This is a genomic window from Spirosoma agri (assembly GCF_010747415.1).
Taxonomy (GTDB): Bacteria; Bacteroidota; Bacteroidia; order Cytophagales; family Spirosomataceae; genus Spirosoma; species Spirosoma agri.
This window is the reverse complement of sequence record NZ_JAAGNZ010000002.1, coordinates 1722748-1740272: the sequence shown is the minus strand read 5'-3', so window position 1 is coordinate 1740272 and position 17525 is coordinate 1722748. Positions and strand designations below refer to the sequence as shown.

Below are 17525 nucleotides of genomic sequence, written 5' to 3'. Positions count from 1 at the left end.
GATTCTAAAGGTTTACCCTCACCCCCAACCCCTATCCCATTCTGGGCGAGGGGAGCGCAAATACCAGTTTTTTCTCCCCTCTCCCGTTTTGGGAGAGGGGTTGGGGGTGAGGGTAAACAAGCAGCATCACCACTCACCGTCCGGCACGCTTCTGCAACGCGTCGCGCGACATAACGATCAAATGCCCAATCGGTTTTCCGGCCCGGTACGTGATCACCCGAAGCGTGATCGGTCCTTCCGGTAATTCGACCGCCTGCCTGTACTTCGTCGAAAAGGCGTCGGGCATGGTATCGTCAATCGTGTAGTAGATATCCAGGTTAGGCACCTCACTGTCCAGTTCCAGCACCAGTTTCCCGTTCTTCTGGCTCGTTTTGATAATCGCGTCGTAAACCGCCCGCGAATAATTGACCTGCGCCACATCGGCACGGTCAAAATGAGCTTCCATACGAGGCACAAATTTTTCCCAGTTTTTCGACTCCTTCGGCGACCAGTACACATCGGCCAGTGCCCACCCGCGTGGATAGGTCATGTACTCGGCGTAACGAAGCGTCGGAATCTGTTCCGTCCAGAGATTGGCCTGCCCGCCCAGAATGTGTTTCGCGTCGACACCCTCGGGCACCGGATCAAAACTGTAGCTTTTTTTGGTACGCAGCATCGCATAAATAGGCGGATCGACGTCGCTCTGCTGATAATCGATGTAGGCAAACGTCGATGGGGTCATCACCACGTCATGGCCCATCTGAGCGGCTTCGATGCCGCCCTTAATACCCCGCCAGCTCATCAGCGTTGCTTCCGGCGAAATACCACCTTCCAGAATTTCGTCCCAGCCGAGCAGCTTTTTCCCTTTTGCTTTCAGAATCTTCTCAACGCGGTTCATGAAGTACCCCTGCAAGTCTTCAACGTGCCGAATGTTTAACTGCTTCATCAGCGCCTGACAACCGGGGTCCTGTGCCCAGTAGCCTTTGTAGCACTCATCGCCACCGACGTGGATGTACGGATTCGGAAAAAGGGCCGCTACTTCGGTGAAAACCTTATCCAGAAACTCATACACTTTTTCATCCGACGGATTCAGTGTGTTTTCCTGGAACATCTTGAACGTCCCGTTGCCGTACCAGGTGGCAAAGGCCGTTCCGGGATTGACCATGACCGGCGTTTTGGTGCAACTCAGCTCTGGATAGGCAGCCAGGGCGGCCATACTATGACCGGGAACGTCGATTTCGGGAACGATGGTAACGTTACGATCCTGCGCGAATTTGACAACTTCTTTGATGTCCTCCTGGGTATAAAAACCGCCGTATGGAACAGCTTCGCCCGGTTTAGGGTCGAGTCGGTCGCCAAAATGACCCGACCGCTGAACGCGCCAGGCTCCGACTTCCGTCAGTTTGGGCAATGACTTGATCTCGATTCGCCAGCCGTTATCATCGCTCAGGTGCCAGTGAAAGGTGTTGTATTTCAGCTTAGCAATCTCATCGATGTATTTTTTCACGTCTTCTTTGGAGAAGAAATGGCGACTCACATCGAGCATAATACCCCGCCAAGCAAAGCGCGGGTAATCGGTGATACGAACGGCGGGCAGTGTCCAGGCGGCACTGGCGGGCTTCTTACTTTCAATTTCTTTAGGTAGAAGCTGAATCAGCGACTGCATTCCGTAGAAAAGACCGGCTGGCTCGTTGGCCGTGATAACGACCCCTTTCGACGAGGCATCAAGCGTGTAGCCTTCTTTACCGAGCTTTGGATTCGGTGTTGCGTTCAGATCGAACTGGATCGCACCTTTTTTACCGGATTTTGCGTTTAGTCCAAACCCGGTTGGTGTATTCAGTTGTTGCGCCGTCATGGCGGCTACCGCCTGGGCTTTGGGCTGATTGTAGCTAATCGTTGTGGTTTTGCTGATCGTAAACGTACCCTGTTGCGGTTGCACATCAACGGGCTGAGGAATAAGATGAATGGGCTGTTGCGCACTGGCAACATGCACCAGGAAAAACAGAAATAAACTACCAACGCTTGGTATGTTCATGCGAATAAGGGTTTGACAGGTAATCGACGTTATTTCGGTGCTAATTTAACGATTTGCCAGCCGCGCCAAACCTTATCCACCCAAAGTTAACGACACAGTATCTAGTGTTTGCGTTAAACGACTGCGCGTTTTTAACTACTCATTTTTAGAGTTGACTAGGCATTGTACCGGTAAAGCTCCGGAAAGTTCAACAAGAAAGTCCTGCATAACGTGTAAATTTGGCCGATAGCCTAAAATCGCTTCTTCACCGTGTCTCTACGCAAACGCCTGTCTGCCCTACTTCTTGGTTGTTCCCTTGTGTCAACCCTATTCGCTCAGGTTCCTTACGGCCCAATCAAACCCCCAGCACCCGGCGAAATTTTATCCAACCTGAAAAAATTGAACGTGCTGGGGTCAGTATTGTACATAGCCGCTCACCCCGACGATGAGAATACGCTGATGCTGGCTTATCTGGCCAAGGATCGACTGGTGCGGACGGGTTATCTGTCGCTGACACGGGGCGATGGCGGCCAAAACCTGATCGGTCCGGAACAGGGCGAAAACATTGGCGTCATTCGCACGCAGGAGTTGCTGGCCGCCCGGCGCGTTGATGGGCCCGACCAGTTTTTCAGCCGCGCTTACGACTTCGGTTTTTCTAAATCGACGGACGAAGCCGTTCGGACGTGGGGGCAGGATAAAGTGCTGGCCGACGTTGTCTGGATGATCCGTAAGTACCAGCCAGATGTCATTATCACCCGTTTTCCGCCCGACGCCCGTGCGGGTCACGGTCACCATAGCGCATCCGGCTTTCTAGCCGAGCAGGCATTCAAGATTTCTAACGATCCGACGAAATTTCCCGAACAGCTGACCTACGTGAAGCCCTGGCAGGCCAAGCGCATTCTCTGGAATATGTTTATTCCCGGTGCGTTCATGAGCAATAAAAAACCCGACGAAGCCGGTAACCTGATCGGTATCGAAACGGGTTTGTACAACCCATTGCTGGGCAAATCATACGGTGAGATTGCCTCCGAAAGTCGTAGTCAGCACAAGAGTCAGGGATTTGGGGTAGCTGCTAACCGGAGTGCCCGCATCGACTATCTGCTGCTGAAAGGCGGAGATCCGGTCGAAAAAGATCCACTCGATGGTATTGACCTGACCTGGAAACGGGTGCCTAACAGTGCCGCTGTGCAGGGACAAGTTACCAAACTCATTGCCAGCTTCAAACCCGATCAACCCGATGCGTCGGTGCCCGCGCTGGTCCAGCTATACGGTGCCCTCAACAAACTCGACACCACGTCGATTTACGTCAAGGCCAAGCGACAGGAAGTAGAAACGCTGATTCGGCAATGCCTGGGCCTGTGGTTTGAAACCAATCCAACCGACTTTGCCGCCACGCCCGGCGAAACCATCAAAATAGCAACCAATATCGTCAGCCGGACCGACGTACCCGTTACGCTGGTAAATGTCCGCTACTCGACGGGTAAGGATACGACGCTGAATCTGGCCCTCAAACCAAACGATGTGGTGCTGTTGCCAACGCTCGTGACTATCCCGAAAACGCAGAAAATTTCACAACCCTACTGGCTCGAAAAACCAATCGTTAAAGGCGTATTTCAGGTCGACAATCAACAGCTTATCGGATTACCCGAAAATCCGCCCGCACTAACGGCCAGCTATACGTTCGAGATTAGCGGCCAACGGTTTACCTTCAGCCGGCCGGTTGTATACAAATCAACGGACCCGGTCGATGGCGAGATTTACCGGCCCTTTATCATCCAGCCTGACGTAACGGCTAATATGACAGAACGGGTATATGCGTTCTCGGATGCAACACCTAAAACGGCGGAACTTGTCCTGCGGGCGGGACGGGCCAATGTATCGGGAACCGTAAAAATCAATGCCCCCTCAGGCTGGACAGTTGAACCAGCATCACTGCCTTTCTCGCTGGCGGGTAAGGGAAGTGAGCAACGGGTAACGTTCAAAATTATCCCGACGGCCCAGGCTCAGAATGGCAAACTACAAGCCGTTATGAACACCGGAACACCAGACGGCACATTCACAACCGGGCTGCGCATCATTGCCTACAAGCACATTCCAACGCAAACGCTCTTCCCTCCTGCCGAAGCCAAGCTGGTCAAACTGGACGTAAAAGTAACGGCTAAGAATGTAGGCTACATCGTTGGAGCTGGCGATGAGGTTCCTGCCGCGTTGCAGCAGATGGGCTGTCGCGTCACAATTCTCGGCCCGGCCGAACTAAGCCAGAATCTGTCCGGTTACGATGCGATTGTGGTCGGCATACGGGCATACAATATCAATGATTACCTGGCCAATTATCAGGCTACGCTGATGGAATACGTAAAGAACGGCGGAACGATGGTGGTTCAGTACGTTACGCCGGGCGGATCGGGTTTTATTCAGAACGGGCTCAAGGTTAGCCAGATGGGCCCTTATCCCTTCAAAGTGGTGAACGAGCGCGTAACGGAAGAGGATGCACCGATGACGTTCATCAACCCGCAGCATCCCCTGCTCAATTACCCGAACAAGATCACCGAAGCCGATTTTTCGGGCTGGATTCAGGAGCGCGGCATTTACTTTGCGCAGGATTGGGACAAAGCCTACGAACCCATTTTCTCGTCGCATGATCAGAACGAAGCGCCTAAGCAGGGAAGTCTGATCTACGCCAAGTACGGCAAAGGAAGCTTCATGTACACGGGTCTTGTGTTCTTCCGGGAGTTGCCCGCCGGTGTGCCGGGAGCCTATCGACTCTTTGCCAATCTGATTTCAGCGGGGAAATAATCGGACAGCGTAATCAGTATGTTCACATCAAAAATGAACGTACTGATTACGCTGTATGATCAAGACGATCGATCCCCCGGAACGTCAGCTTTTCTGTTAGCCTGGCGTATCGTGTCATCGGCACCAGTGGATCAACCGCTCAGTTTGGGAATTGCGTTAGTTGGCGAAGGTACAGGTGCTGCAAGAGCATGATCGTTTTACCGTCCATGATCTCACCGCTTTTCATCATCGCCAGCGCCTGTTGAAAAGGCAGTTCCAGAATATCGATCTCTTCTTCATCGATGCCGCCACCGGCATTCCGTTCCGTATCGGCGGTGTATTCGGCGATGTAGAAAAAGAGTTTTTCGGTTACTGAACCGGGGCTCATGTAGGCTTCCATCACTTTCTGCACGGACTGAATCCGATAGCCCGTTTCTTCTTCTGTCTCCCGTCGGATTGCCGTTTCCGGATCGTCGTTGTCCAGCAGACCGGCGCAGGTTTCGATCAACATACCCGACGATGGACCGCCATCGCTATTGCCATTGACGAAGGTTGGCAATCGAAACTGGCGAGTTAGGATGACGGTATCCGCTTGTGGATTGTAGAGCAGAATCGTAGCCCCGTTGCCCCGGTCGTAGGCTTCGCGCTGCTGGGTTGTCCATTTGCCGTTTTTACCAAGGTAATTGAATGTGAACCGCTTCAGCACGTACCAATTATCAGACAACAGTTTCTCTTCCGTTATTTGCACCCGTTCAGTCGTCATATTGTTCAAAATTGTTTGAATTTGTTTATTTTTGAACAAATCAACTGAGTAAAGTATGAATTTCCAAAACCGAAAGCAGCTAATTGTACGAACGGTCGATGAACGCGGCTCCGTCGATGTCGGTGAATTAGCCGAATTACTCCAGACGTCCGAGATGACGGTCCGGCGCGATTTGGTGCAGCTAGCGGCTTCGGGCCTGATTTATCGCACGCGGGGTGGGGCCATGAAAGTGAGTCTGGCGACGGACAAACACACGTTTGCCAACAAAACGGCGACTCATGCGGATCGTAAAGATTATATCTGCCAACTGGCCGCTCAGGAGATTCAGGAGGGCGACGTAATTTTTATGGATTGTGGCAGTACCGTATTCCGACTTTGTCAGTTTATCCGAAACAAGCGGATCACAGTCGTAACGAATTCACTGCCCATTGTCGCGGAGTTGATGGACGCCGAGGTGGCCGTTAATCTGGTCGGTGGCGAAGTAGATAAAGAGCGTCAGGCCATGCACGGGCTGATGGCCGAAGAACACATGATGCGTTACCGTGCCAACCGGGCGTTCATTGGTGTCGATGGTATTTCGCTGGAAAAGGGGTTGAGCGCCAACGGCGAAAAAGAAGCCAGCACGGCCCTGACCATCGCTAAACAGACGGATAAAGTTTACCTCCTCTGCGATTCGTCGAAATTAGAAACCAACAAATACCTCTATTTTGCGCCTTTAAGTCTGTTTGACGTACTGATCACCGACAAGGAAGCGAGTCCCGCTCTGGTAACGGCTTATCGGGAGGCAGGCATTACATTGATCAATTAACCCATGTGGCAAATCTGGATCGACACGGGCGGCACGTTTACCGATGGCCTCGCCCAGGACCCAAACGGACTAATTCACCGCACAAAAGTTTTGAGTAGCAGCCGTCTGCGCGGTCAGTTCATTAACGGCAAACTCGTTGCTCCCTGGCTAACGGCTCCTATTTTTGACGGCTATCAACTACGGGTTATTGAGACAAACGAAGTTTTTACAATCGAATCACTACGTGTTGATGGGAAGATAGAAGTGCGTAACGCGGACATCCTGTCCGCAGATTTCGATACGGACAGGATGTCCGCGTTACGCATCACCGAATTGCAGACGGTTGAACTTTTTACCGGTGAAGAAGCGCCGGTTCTGGCCACGCGGTTGTTGACACAAACACCGCTGAACCAACCATTTCCTCCTTTGGAAATGCGTTTGGGCACAACGAAAGGAACAAATGCCCTGCTTGAACGAAAGGGTGGCCGCGTGACTTTATTGGTTACCCAAGGATTTAAAGACTTGCTTAAAATCGGGACCCAACAGCGTCCAGACCTCTTCCAGCTGGCGATTTCATCCGCTGACGTGCTGTATGATTCGGTGCTGGAAGTGGCCGAACGCATAACGGCCGGCGGGGACATACTGACTCCACTGAGTGACCAAACGATTGAGCACCTTGTTGACCAGCTTCGCCGGATACGACCCGACGCCGTAGCCATATCGCTCCTGAACGCTTACCGGAATCCAACGCACGAACGGCAGCTCCGCGATGCCCTGACAACCACTGGATTCACCTACCTAACGCTGTCAAGCGACGTTTCGGTAGCTCCGCAGTACGTCTCCCGGACGCAAACTACCGTTGTCGACGCTTACCTGACACCCGTCATGCGGTCCTACCTGGACAACGTACAACAGCAACTTGGCTGCAGCCCAACGTCCCGAAATTCGGTGCGTATCATGACCAGTTCGGGCGGCCTGGTTCGGGCAGATCTGTTTCAGCCAAAAGATAGTCTGCTCAGTGGCCCGGCGGGGGGGGTGATTGGTGCGGCCGCGACCAGCCATGACCAACCGGTGCTTACCCTCGACATGGGCGGCACCAGCACCGATGTAGCGCGGGTTCAAACCACCCTGGATTATCGATTCACGACCCGAATCGGCTCCTTCGATCTGCAACTGCCTTCGCTGGCTATCGAAACGGTAGCGGCCGGGGGCGGCTCCATCTGCTGGTTCGAACGTCACGGGGCTTCGTCGGGGCAACTCCGGGTTGGTCCGCACAGCGCGGGGGCCAATCCCGGTCCGGCCTGTTATGGCGCAACAACACCCGACCAGCCGCTACTGCTTACGATTACGGACGTCAATCTGTTACTGGGCAAGTTGCACCCAGATCAGTTCGGCATTCCGGTGTTTCCGGAAAAAGCGCAGACCGCGTTACAGTCGATTATCGAGCAGATTGAGGCCGTAACAGGCCATCGTCCCGACGCGGTGGAGTTGTTACGCGGTTTCGAGCACATTGCGAACGAGACAATGGCCGGAGCCATCCGCAAAATTTCGGTGGCGCGTGGGTTCGATCCCAAAGACTATAGCCTGCTGGTTTTTGGGGGAGCGGGCGGCTTACACGGCTGTGCCATTGCCCGATTGCTCGACATGGAGCGATTGATCCTCCCCTTCGACGGCGGTTTACTGAGCGCCTATGGTATCGGTAAAGCGCAGATTGAGCGAATCGTATCGCGGTCGATTTTACAGCCGCTGGCAACTGTTTCGGACAAGTTACCCGCTCTTTTTGACGAGATTGGCCACCAGGCTATCGACGCGTTACTAACCGACGTTAGTGCAGATGAGCCGGTCGAACTACCATCGGCCCTCATCTATTTGCGTTTGCAGGGCCAGGAATCGTCCGTTGACATTCCTTATCCTTCCTCGCTGTATGCGAATCAGGAGCCGTCAGCCGTTATGGTCCGTACGCATCTGGAAGCTGTCTTTCAACAGAAGTACCAGCAGCTCTATGGTCATTTTCCAGCAGATGCCACTGGTCAACCGCGCCTTGTCGAAGTCGAAAGCATCCGCGTTATCGCCAGTACGATTAATAGCCAAGATCCCACCAGCGGACCGCCCGTCACTCATCGCCATGCGGTTCCGGCTTTCGAAACAGCTGAATTTCCAGCCTACAACTGGACACAGTTACAGGAGGGCGATACCTTTCGCGGGCCGGCTTTACTGCTGAACACAACCTCATCCGCTTTTATTGAAGCCGGTTGGCGGGTAATCGTCCAGGCCGGCAACAATGTGATCGTTGATTATATCGAGGACGTTGATATTGCCCCCCGTTTCTGGAACAGTCAGGCTACCGTTGCGGGAGAGGCCGGAGCAGTCCGCCGGGTCGGTGAGGATAAAGGCAGTCAGGAGGTGATCCAGCTAGAATTGTTTACGCAACGATTCCGGGCCATTGCGGAGGAAATGGGTGCCCAGTTGCAGCGGACAGCGTTTTCGGTCAACGTGAAAGAGCGACTCGATTTTTCCTGTGCGCTACTCGACGCCAATGCCGAACTGGTTGCCAATGCCCCCCATATTCCCGTCCACCTGGGCAGTTTGGGTATTTGTGCCCGGTTGGTCCTCGCGCATATCCAGCTCGAACCGGGGGATGTCGTCATTACCAACCACCCTAAATACGGCGGTTCGCACCTGCCCGATGTGACGCTCCTGAGTGGTGTTTTTACGGACGCGAATGAACTGATCGGCTACGTTATTAACCGGGCGCACCACGCCGAGATTGGCGGAAAAGTGCCGGGCTCCATGCCGCCCGACGCAACGAATCTGACCGAAGAAGGCGTGGTTCTGGAGCCTCAGTACATCGTGAAAGGTGGACAATTTCTGTGGGCGAGCACGGGCAATCAGGATACAGATGGTCTTTCCTCCCGCTTTACCAATGCCCCCTACCCGACCCGCGCCCTGGCCGAAAACCGGGCCGACATCGAAGCCGCACTGGCATCGCTGAAAGCGGGTGAAACAGCCCTGCGAACGCTGGTCAACCAGCATGGTTTATCCACGGTTCATCACTACATGGCACGTCTGCAACAATCGGCTACAGACGCGATCTTATCGGTACTAAAGCCACTGAATGGTAACCAGTTCACGGCCGAAGAATCCCTCGACGATGGTCATACGATTTGCGTTCGTATGGCGATAGACAACGGCCGAATAACGTTCGATTTTTCCGGCACGTCAGGCGTTCATCCGAATAACCTGAACGCGAATATTTCCATTCTGTACAGTGCTATCCTGTACGTTTTACGGCTCTGGTGCAAGTCCGACGAGACACCTGTTGATATCCCGCTCAACGAGGGTCTGATGGCGCCGGTTGACCTGATCCTGCCCGAATCCTCGTTTCTAAACCCTATTTTCCCCGACGATCCTGCCCTGTGTCCGGCCGTAGTGGGCGGCAACACGGAAGTTAGTCAGCGGCTGGTTGACACATTGCTCAAGGCATTGGGTTTGGCGGCTTGCAGTCAGGGTACGATGAACAACTTTTTATTTGGCAAACCGGCCACGACCTCACCGGGTTTCGGGTATTACGAAACGATCGGTGGGGGTACCGGGGCAACCCAGGGCGCAGCTGGTCGCTCGGCGGTTCATCAGCATATGACCAACACGAAGCTCACCGACCCCGAAGAACTCGAACGGCGCTACCCCGTTCGTTTACACCAGTTTAGTATCCGCGAAGGGTCCGGTGGCAACGGCCGATGGCGTGGTGGCGACGGAATTATCCGTGAGATCGAATTTCTAGGACCCGTTCAGGCAACCCTATTGAGTCAGCACCGCGTTGTAGCGCCCTACGGCTTGAACGGGGGTGAACCAGGCGCAACAGGCCGCCAAACGCTGATCTATGCCGATGGACAGGAAGCCGATCTGCCCGGCATTTTCACAAGGGCGATGCAAGCGGGCGAACGGGTCCGGATCGAAACACCGGGAGGTGGGGGCGCTAACGAGCTTTGACGAATCAACGATGTCACGCCAACGGCCTACCGAATGCAGTCCATCTACGAACCCGCGTTTGTTGAGCAGCTTTTTAACCAGATGAGCCTGACTTACGAACGCATGAACACGATCACCTCGTTTGGTTTCTCCAATCGATGGCGTCGCCAATGCGTGTTTGAACTCGACATAAAACCGGGTCAGACGGTGGTCGATTTGATGACCGGCATGGGCGAAACGTGGGATTACATCTGCGAACGAATGGGGCCGGACGGAACACTGATTGGCGTTGACTTTTGCGAGGGCATGCTCCGGTATGCCAGTCAGAAACGGCAGCAAAGCCGGTTTCGACCCTACACCATCGCCATTCATAAGCAAGACGTATTGGCGGGCACGTTGCCTGCCCAATCGGCTGATCATGTGGTCGTTTCTTTTGGCCTAAAAACATTCAACGCGGAGCAGACGAGCCAACTGGCTCATGAGATACGGCGCATTCTCAAACCGGGTGGTCAATTCTCATGCATCGACGTATCCGTACCCAAACCAGCGTTTCTCCGCTTTCTGTATCTGTTTTACTTACGCCGGGTAATTCCTGTTCTGGGTGCTCTGTTTCTGGGTAATCCACAAACGTATCGGATGCTCGGTATTTATTGCACAAATTTCAGGAACACGAAGCAGGTCTTACCCTTCTTCGAGGAAGCCGGATTATCGTGTCGGACAACTACCTATTTTTTCAACTGCGCATCCGGCATCGTCGGTTCCAGGTCAATCGACTAACGCATTTTGTTCAACATGTGCCCCTAGATACGTAATTGGCCGGCAATGGTGCCTATTAAAGTTTGACTTCAGAACAAGGTACAGAGAAGGAATACCCAATCGCAGGAGGGATGGTTGACGCCCCAAAACACGATATGATTTACGTGGCAACGGTACCCAACAGGTTGATCAAATAACGAAACAAACGGTTTGATTCGTGGTTATTGGAGTGAGTAGCCTGCACAAAGCAGTCCACGAACGAATTAACACTATACCAAACTCACGTTATCATGCAACCCAATATTGGTCTTGATGAAGATGTCCTCAAGCAGGACAATACACTACTGAATGAGTTCTTATCTGATCTGCACGTCCTGTACATCAAAACGCGCAAATATCACTGGAACGTTGCCGGACCGAATTTCATGGAATACCATAAATTCTTTGAAAAGCAGTACAAGGCAATAGAAGCCGAAATTGACGAAGTGGCGGAACGAATCCGTCAGCTGGGCGGCAAACCGCTGGCAACGATGGCTGAGTTCATCCACAATACAAGCCTGAAAGAAGATGCCGGTACGCCTGGTAGCACATCCGACATGTTTAAAAACTTGCTGTCCGACCACGAGCAAATCGTTCGTGAACTCCGTGACGATGTTGAAAAATGCGACGAAGAACTGAATGACGCGGGCACCGCCGACTTCCTGACCGGCTTGATGGAAGCTCACGAAGCTATGGCCTGGATGCTCCGGAAATACCTTTCGTAGGCCCGAATAACGCCTAGTATACGCGAATGATGCGTGGTAGATGTGATTTGTAAGGAGTTTTCTTTACATTCATCATTTATCACGCATCATTCGTTTTTCCACTTCGTGCCCAAATCGCTCTCCCTACGTGCCGGACTTGGCAGTGTCTTGTTCTGGTCGGTTATTTCAGCCGCTTTTATCGGTCCCGGATCCGTTACAGCCTGCGCCATTGCCGGATCAAAATACGGATTACAGTTGCTCTGGGTACTTACCTTTGCCACTCTGGGCACCGTCTGGTTGCAGGAAGCTGCCGCCCGGATCACCATCGCTACCGGCAAAGATCTGGGCCAGGTCATCACGCAAACGTACGCGGGAGCAGGCGGACGCCGAATTGCCTGGGCTTTATTTCTGGCTATTTTTCTTGGTTGTGCGGCCTATCAGGCGGGTAATATTCTTGGGGCCGTTGCCGGTCTGGCCTTGCTCACGGGTTTTCCGGTTCCTACGTTGACGATCATCGTCGGACTGGTTTGTACTGCTCTGCTTTGGATAGGTTCGACGCAGGGGTTAGCCAACATGCTGGGCCTGGTTGTCTTTGCCATGGGCGGTGCGTTTATCTACGTAGCGTTTGGCACACCCGTAACTCCGATGGCATTGACTAAGGCCCTCGTTACTCCCTCTTTTCCGGATGGGTCACTCCTGTTGATCAACGGCTTGATCGGAACGACAATTGTTCCTTATAACCTCTTTTTTGGTTCCAGCATCGTTTCTGGTCAGTCGCTCGGCGAAATGAAGCTCGGCATCTGGGTCGCGGTTGTGTTAGGGGGCATTATTTCAGTCGTTCTGCTCCTGGCGGGGCTGCTCATTCCTAACGATTTTTCGTACCCGCACATGGCTCAGGTACTGACCGATCAGCTCGGCACCTGGGCCGGATCGTTGTTTGCGTTTGGGCTATTTGCGGCCGGATTTGCGTCTTCGCTCACCGCTCCCCTCGCGGCATCGGTAACGGCGCAGAGTCTGCTGGGTATTCGTAAGAATTCGCCCGTTTATCGGGGTATATGGCTTACCGTCATGGCCACCGGGCTAACATTCGGCTTATTGAACGTAACGCCAATTCCGGTCATCGTAGCCGTTCAGGCTATCAATGGTATTCTGCTTCCTTTCGTAACGATCTTCTTGTTTGCCGCTGTCAATAACCGGTCGATCCTGGGTGACAACTACTGCAACTCGATGAGCCAGAATCTGGCGATGGGACTCGTGGTCGTCGTAACGGCGGTGCTCGGTCTCTGGAATGTCTGGCTGGCCATTCAGGCTGGGTAGCTTACAATAACGCATACAAAAGCAGTGATCCGCCTGGTCTACAGATTGTACCGGACGGATCACTGCTTTTTTTGTGGGTATGCCAGCAAAGAACGAAATCGGCGCTACCCCAAGTCTGTACCATCCATTGGTAACCTCCTCCGAACAACCGACTCGTCGCTTAACGATACAGCAAATAAGGCAATTAGGCAAAGCACCCTAAGTGACTGCAAATCGAAGTAATAACTGCCTACTCGTTGAGTAGGCAGTTATTATCGAAAGAATATGTATTCATTTTTTCGAATTGTTGTTACTATGTAGTTTACAAATCGTCTATGACCATGGATTAAACATGGGTTTTAGTCCTATGGCTTCTTCCAACCATTTGTGTTAACCGAAAGCGTGCTATGAAAATCAACAACACCCCATTACTAACCTTGTTCCTGGTCACAGCAAACCGTGGAAAAATGGTGCTTGATCTGATTGGAAAACCTGTCTAGCTAACGGATTAATTCACCAGCCAGGCAGTCTCTAATAGCTATACGTACCGATGTATGAACCTTAAACGTTACGCTTACTTCCGGTTATTGAGTACCCTGATCCAGCGACATTTTTGCTTGGTACCAGGTACTATTTTGCTCGTCTGCACTAGTCTTATGGGAGCCGTGACAGGCTGTGTGTCGGCGAAGAAGATCGTTTATTTCCAGGGCGACATGGAGACGGAAAACTTCGTTCGTATGCCGGAGCCTTATGTGCCCCTTATCAAGGCGGGCGATGTACTCTCCATACAGGTAAGCAGTCTTAATGCCGAAGCCGCCACGTTTTTCAACCCATACACCGCAATGGTCATGGCGACCAACGGGCGTATTACCCAACCGACCAACACGAATGGACTTCCCGAAATGTCCGGTTACCTGGTAACGCCCGATGGAAAAATAGACATTCCTATGATCGGGGCCGTAAGGGTAAGTGGGCTGACTACCTCCCAAACCCGCGAAGTGATCCGGGAAAAACTAAAAGTGTACCTAAAAGAACCAACGGTTAATGTACGCAATCTCAATTTTCGGGTTTCAGTGCTCGGTGAGGTCATCAAACCGTCGCTTTTTACCGTTCCCAACGATCAGATAACACTTATCGAGGCCCTAAGCCTGGCGGGTGATGCCACCATTTATGGCCGGCGGGATAACGTACTTGTCATCCGGGAGGAAAACGGTCAGAAGACGTTTGCCAGGCTCGATATTACCAGGCGAACCTTATTCCGCTCTGCTTATTACTACCTCCATCCGAACGACATAGTCTACGTAGAACCGGGTAAGGCCCGCGTATCTAGTGCCGATCGATTTTATCAGGTGATGCCCGCCATTCTGAGCGCGCTGTCGTTTGCGGCCATTATTCTAACCCGTAGCTACTGATCTTATATGGCAACAACGTCATCGAACTATTCCTACGTTCCTTACCAGGTCATGGACGTTGGCAACACCAATCTCCGGGCCACACTGCTGCGTTATATACAGCATTGGTACTGGTTTCTGTTATCGGTTGGGGTCCTGCTTGCCATCGCGTTCGTTTACTTACGCTACCAGCAGCCTATCTACCGAAGTCAGGCAAGTCTGTTGGTGAAAGACGAAAAAAAGGGGCTGGACTCGGAAAGTATGCTCAAAGAGCTGGAAATCTTTGCGCCCAAAAAGGTTGTCGAAAACGAGATTGAAGTTTTGAAGTCCTACACCCTGATGGGACGGGTTGTGAAACAGCTTCACCTCAACGTGTTCTACTATCAGGATACACCGTACGGTAAACGGGAAGTGTATAGCCAGTCGCCCGTTCGCGTGATTGTCGAACAGGCTAGTCCTGGGTTGTATAGCGATGATACTCCCATAAAAATTTCATTCACTAATACCAAGACCGTACAAATCGGCGAACAGTCCTACCCGGTCAACACCAGCATTCAAACGCCGTACGGGCGATTACGCATCTTTCCGCGTCAGGCTATTTCGGCGGCCACTGAGCCCGTCTTTATCCGTGTTCTCCGGGAGCCCAAAGTCGTTAACGGTTACCTGAGGGTACTCAAAGCCGAACCAACCAGCAAAGCCTCCACCGTCATTATGCTTTCGCTGGAAACCGGAACCGCCGATAAGGGGGAAGCTATTCTGAATCGCCTGATCGATGTTTACAACGAGGCTGCGGTGCTGGATAAAAATCGGGTAGCAGCCAACACGCTCAACTTCATCGAAGATCGGTTACGACTGGTAGCGGGTGAGTTGGAATCTGTTGAAAAAGGGGTCGAGCAGTACAAATCCGATAATGGCATAACCGACCTGACCACCCAGGCGCAGGGATTTCTGGAAACGGTTCAGCGGAATGACGCCGAACTCAGTCAGGTTTCCGTTCAATTGGGGGCGCTACGCGAGATCGAAGAGTACATTCGCCAGCAGCCGGGCAATCGAAATGGTACACCCGCCACGCTGGGCCTAAGCGACCCGACACTCATCAATCTGATTCAAACCGCCACTAAACTGGAAGCCCAGCGTAATGACCTGGCGCAGACCGTTCCGGAACAAAATCCGTTGCTACGGACCCTTGATGCGCAAATCAGGAGTGTGAAAGCCCACATGGCCGAGAACGTGAGCACCATGCGGTCTATATTAACCAAAGCCCAGAATCAGTTTCTTCGGACCAACCAGAAAATGGAAGGAACGATCCGAACCATTCCCAGCAAGGAACGCACCCTGCTGAACATTACCCGGCAGCAAGCCATCAAGAACGACCTGTACACGTATCTGCTGCGAAAGCGGGAAGAAACCGCCGTATCCTTTGCGTCTACGATTTCCGACTCCCGCCTGATCGACGTTGCCCGCAGTGACGAAAAACCGACCAAACCGAATCAGCCACTGACCTATTTTTTATTTCTGCTGGTTGGTTTGCTCATTCCTGCGGGTGCTATTGCTACCCGCGACGTGGTTCACAATCGGGTGATCAAACGAACCGACGTAGAAGCACAGACGCAGACACCGATCCTGGGTGAGATCGTTCGTAAACGATCCCCCGAATCGCTGGTCGTGTCGTCACGGATGCATTCGGTCATTGCCGAGCAGATTCGGGCCTTACGCACCAACCTCAGCTTTCTGCGCGAGAACCGCACGAGTAGTCAGGTCCTGCTATTCACATCCAGCATCAACGGCGAGGGAAAATCATTTCTTTCCCTGAATCTTGGCGCTAGCCTTGCCCTGGTCGGATCGCGTACGGTGATTCTGGAAATGGACCTGCGTAAGCCACAACTCCGTAATTCACTGGATCTTGACGACGGGCCCGGTCTAAGCAACTACCTGATTGGCGAAACGACCGTCGATGCCCTGATTCAGCCCATTGAGGATAACGAAAACTACTACATCATCCGGAGCGGCCCGCTCCCGCCTAACCCATCTGAATTGCTGAGCAGCAATCGGCTTGAGAAGTTGATTCTGGAGCTACGGGAACGGTTCAATTACGTCATAATCGATGCGCCACCAATTGGTTTAGTTACTGATGCACAGCTCATTGCCCCCTACGTAGATGCTACGCTTTATGTCGTCCGGCACGATGTAACGCCCCGAAATTACCTCAAACTGATCGAGATGTTACACCGTGAAAAGCGGTTCAACAAGCTCAACATTGTCCTGAATGGCGTAGGCGATGGCGAATCGAACTATTACAGTTACGGCCAGACCGGCAACGCCTACAGCCAGCATGATACCGGCAAAAAAACGCTGTTAAGCCGCTTACTCTCCAATACCTAACGTGTCTTTGCTATGGTTCTAGATCCCCTTCCTATCAAGGCCCGCGTTAAGCCTCCCTTTGTTGTTGGGTCAGCAGCTCATACGGGTAAACGCGCATTTGATCTCGTCGTGGCCAGCCTTGTTACGTTATTACTGCTGAGTTGGCTCATACCACTCATCAGTCTAGCCATTGTACTCACCTCGCGAGGTCCGGCACTATTCATGCAGACCCGCTCGGGCCAGCACGGACGGCACTTTACCTGTTTCAAATTCCGGACGATGCATTGGTCCGATGGTAACGATCCGTTTCGGCAAGCCTCAAGAAACGATACAAGGGTCACCCCGATTGGTCGACTTCTGCGACGCACAAACATTGACGAACTTCCTCAGTTTCTGAACGTTCTGCTCGGCCACATGAGCATTGTCGGGCCCAGGCCCCACCCTATTCAACTTGATGCTGAGTTCTGGTTCAGTATGCCGGACTATCCTTCCCGCTATCAGGTACGACCAGGCATCACAGGGCTGGCACAGGCTAGAGGCTGCCGGGGCGAAACCAGTAGCCCATTGAAAATGAAGCATCGTTTGCTGTATGATCGTTTTTACATTCGAAAGGCATCCGTACTCCTGGATTTTTCCATCTGCCTGCGAACGCTGGTTACCATGCTAACAGGAAATACTGACGCTTTCTGAT

Annotated in this window: 11 protein-coding genes; 9 read left to right on the top strand and 2 right to left on the bottom strand. The window is 52.6% G+C overall.

Annotated elements, in window-relative coordinates:
• Positions 1–133: 133 nt before the first annotated feature.
• Positions 134–2014: a beta-N-acetylhexosaminidase gene (locus GK091_RS23780; RefSeq protein WP_164042709.1), complete on the bottom strand. Its 1881-nt coding sequence runs from the start codon at positions 2012–2014 to the stop codon at positions 134–136.
• Between the two features lie 249 nt (positions 2015–2263).
• Between GK091_RS23780 and GK091_RS23775 the strand changes: the two genes are divergently transcribed.
• Positions 2264–4789: a PIG-L family deacetylase gene (locus tag GK091_RS23775; protein ID WP_164042707.1), complete on the top strand. Its 2526-nt coding sequence runs from the start codon at positions 2264–2266 to the stop codon at positions 4787–4789.
• A 139-nt stretch (positions 4790–4928) separates the two neighbouring features.
• Here GK091_RS23775 and nudK read toward each other — a convergent pair whose 3' ends face one another.
• Positions 4929–5531 (bottom strand): GDP-mannose pyrophosphatase NudK, encoded by a 603-nt coding sequence (nudK, locus tag GK091_RS23770; protein ID WP_164042704.1) that lies wholly within the window; start codon positions 5529–5531, stop codon positions 4929–4931.
• Between the two features lie 55 nt (positions 5532–5586).
• Between nudK and GK091_RS23765 the strand changes: the two genes are divergently transcribed.
• The 8 genes from GK091_RS23765 (at position 5587) to GK091_RS23730 (ending at position 17524) form a co-directional block, all read left to right on the top strand.
• Positions 5587–6339, top strand: coding sequence for a DeoR/GlpR family DNA-binding transcription regulator (locus tag GK091_RS23765; protein ID WP_164042703.1), 753 nt, complete (start codon positions 5587–5589; stop codon positions 6337–6339).
• 3 nt (positions 6340–6342) lie between these two features.
• Positions 6343–10308, top strand: coding sequence for a hydantoinase B/oxoprolinase family protein (locus GK091_RS23760; protein ID WP_164042701.1), 3966 nt, complete (start codon positions 6343–6345; stop codon positions 10306–10308).
• A gap of 33 nt (positions 10309–10341) precedes the next feature.
• Positions 10342–11064, top strand: coding sequence for a class I SAM-dependent methyltransferase (locus tag GK091_RS23755; RefSeq protein ID WP_164042699.1), 723 nt, complete (start codon positions 10342–10344; stop codon positions 11062–11064).
• Positions 11065–11333: 269 nt separating this feature from the next.
• Positions 11334–11807 (top strand): Dps family protein, encoded by a 474-nt coding sequence (locus GK091_RS23750; RefSeq protein WP_164042697.1) that lies wholly within the window; start codon positions 11334–11336, stop codon positions 11805–11807.
• 105 nt (positions 11808–11912) lie between these two features.
• On the top strand, positions 11913–13103 hold the full coding sequence (locus tag GK091_RS23745) for an Nramp family divalent metal transporter (RefSeq protein ID WP_164042695.1): 1191 nt from the start codon (positions 11913–11915) through the stop codon (positions 13101–13103).
• Between the two features lie 635 nt (positions 13104–13738).
• A complete protein-coding gene (locus tag GK091_RS23740; RefSeq protein ID WP_246202368.1) occupies positions 13739–14494 on the top strand; it encodes a polysaccharide biosynthesis/export family protein in 756 nt (251 codons plus the stop codon).
• 6 nt (positions 14495–14500) lie between these two features.
• Complete coding sequence (locus GK091_RS23735) at positions 14501–16855, top strand: GumC family protein (protein WP_164042692.1); 2355 nt, start codon at positions 14501–14503, stop codon at positions 16853–16855.
• A 12-nt stretch (positions 16856–16867) separates the two neighbouring features.
• On the top strand, positions 16868–17524 hold the full coding sequence (locus GK091_RS23730; protein ID WP_164042690.1) for a sugar transferase: 657 nt from the start codon (positions 16868–16870) through the stop codon (positions 17522–17524).
• The last annotated feature ends 1 nt before the right edge of the window (position 17525 follow it).

Coding starts and splice junctions, on each gene's coding strand:
- GK091_RS23780 (WP_164042709.1), bottom strand. CDS start 2,014: ATGAACATACCAAGCGTTGGTAGTTTATTTCTGTTTTTCCTGGTGCAT.
- nudK (WP_164042704.1), bottom strand. CDS start 5,531: ATGACGACTGAACGGGTGCAAATAACGGAAGAGAAACTGTTGTCTGAT.
- GK091_RS23765 (WP_164042703.1), top strand. CDS start 5,587: ATGAATTTCCAAAACCGAAAGCAGCTAATTGTACGAACGGTCGATGAA.
- GK091_RS23760 (WP_164042701.1), top strand. CDS start 6,343: ATGTGGCAAATCTGGATCGACACGGGCGGCACGTTTACCGATGGCCTC.
- GK091_RS23755 (WP_164042699.1), top strand. CDS start 10,342: ATGCAGTCCATCTACGAACCCGCGTTTGTTGAGCAGCTTTTTAACCAG.
- GK091_RS23750 (WP_164042697.1), top strand. CDS start 11,334: ATGCAACCCAATATTGGTCTTGATGAAGATGTCCTCAAGCAGGACAAT.
- GK091_RS23740 (WP_246202368.1), top strand. CDS start 13,739: ATGGGAGCCGTGACAGGCTGTGTGTCGGCGAAGAAGATCGTTTATTTC.
- GK091_RS23735 (WP_164042692.1), top strand. CDS start 14,501: ATGGCAACAACGTCATCGAACTATTCCTACGTTCCTTACCAGGTCATG.
- GK091_RS23730 (WP_164042690.1), top strand. CDS start 16,868: ATGGTTCTAGATCCCCTTCCTATCAAGGCCCGCGTTAAGCCTCCCTTT.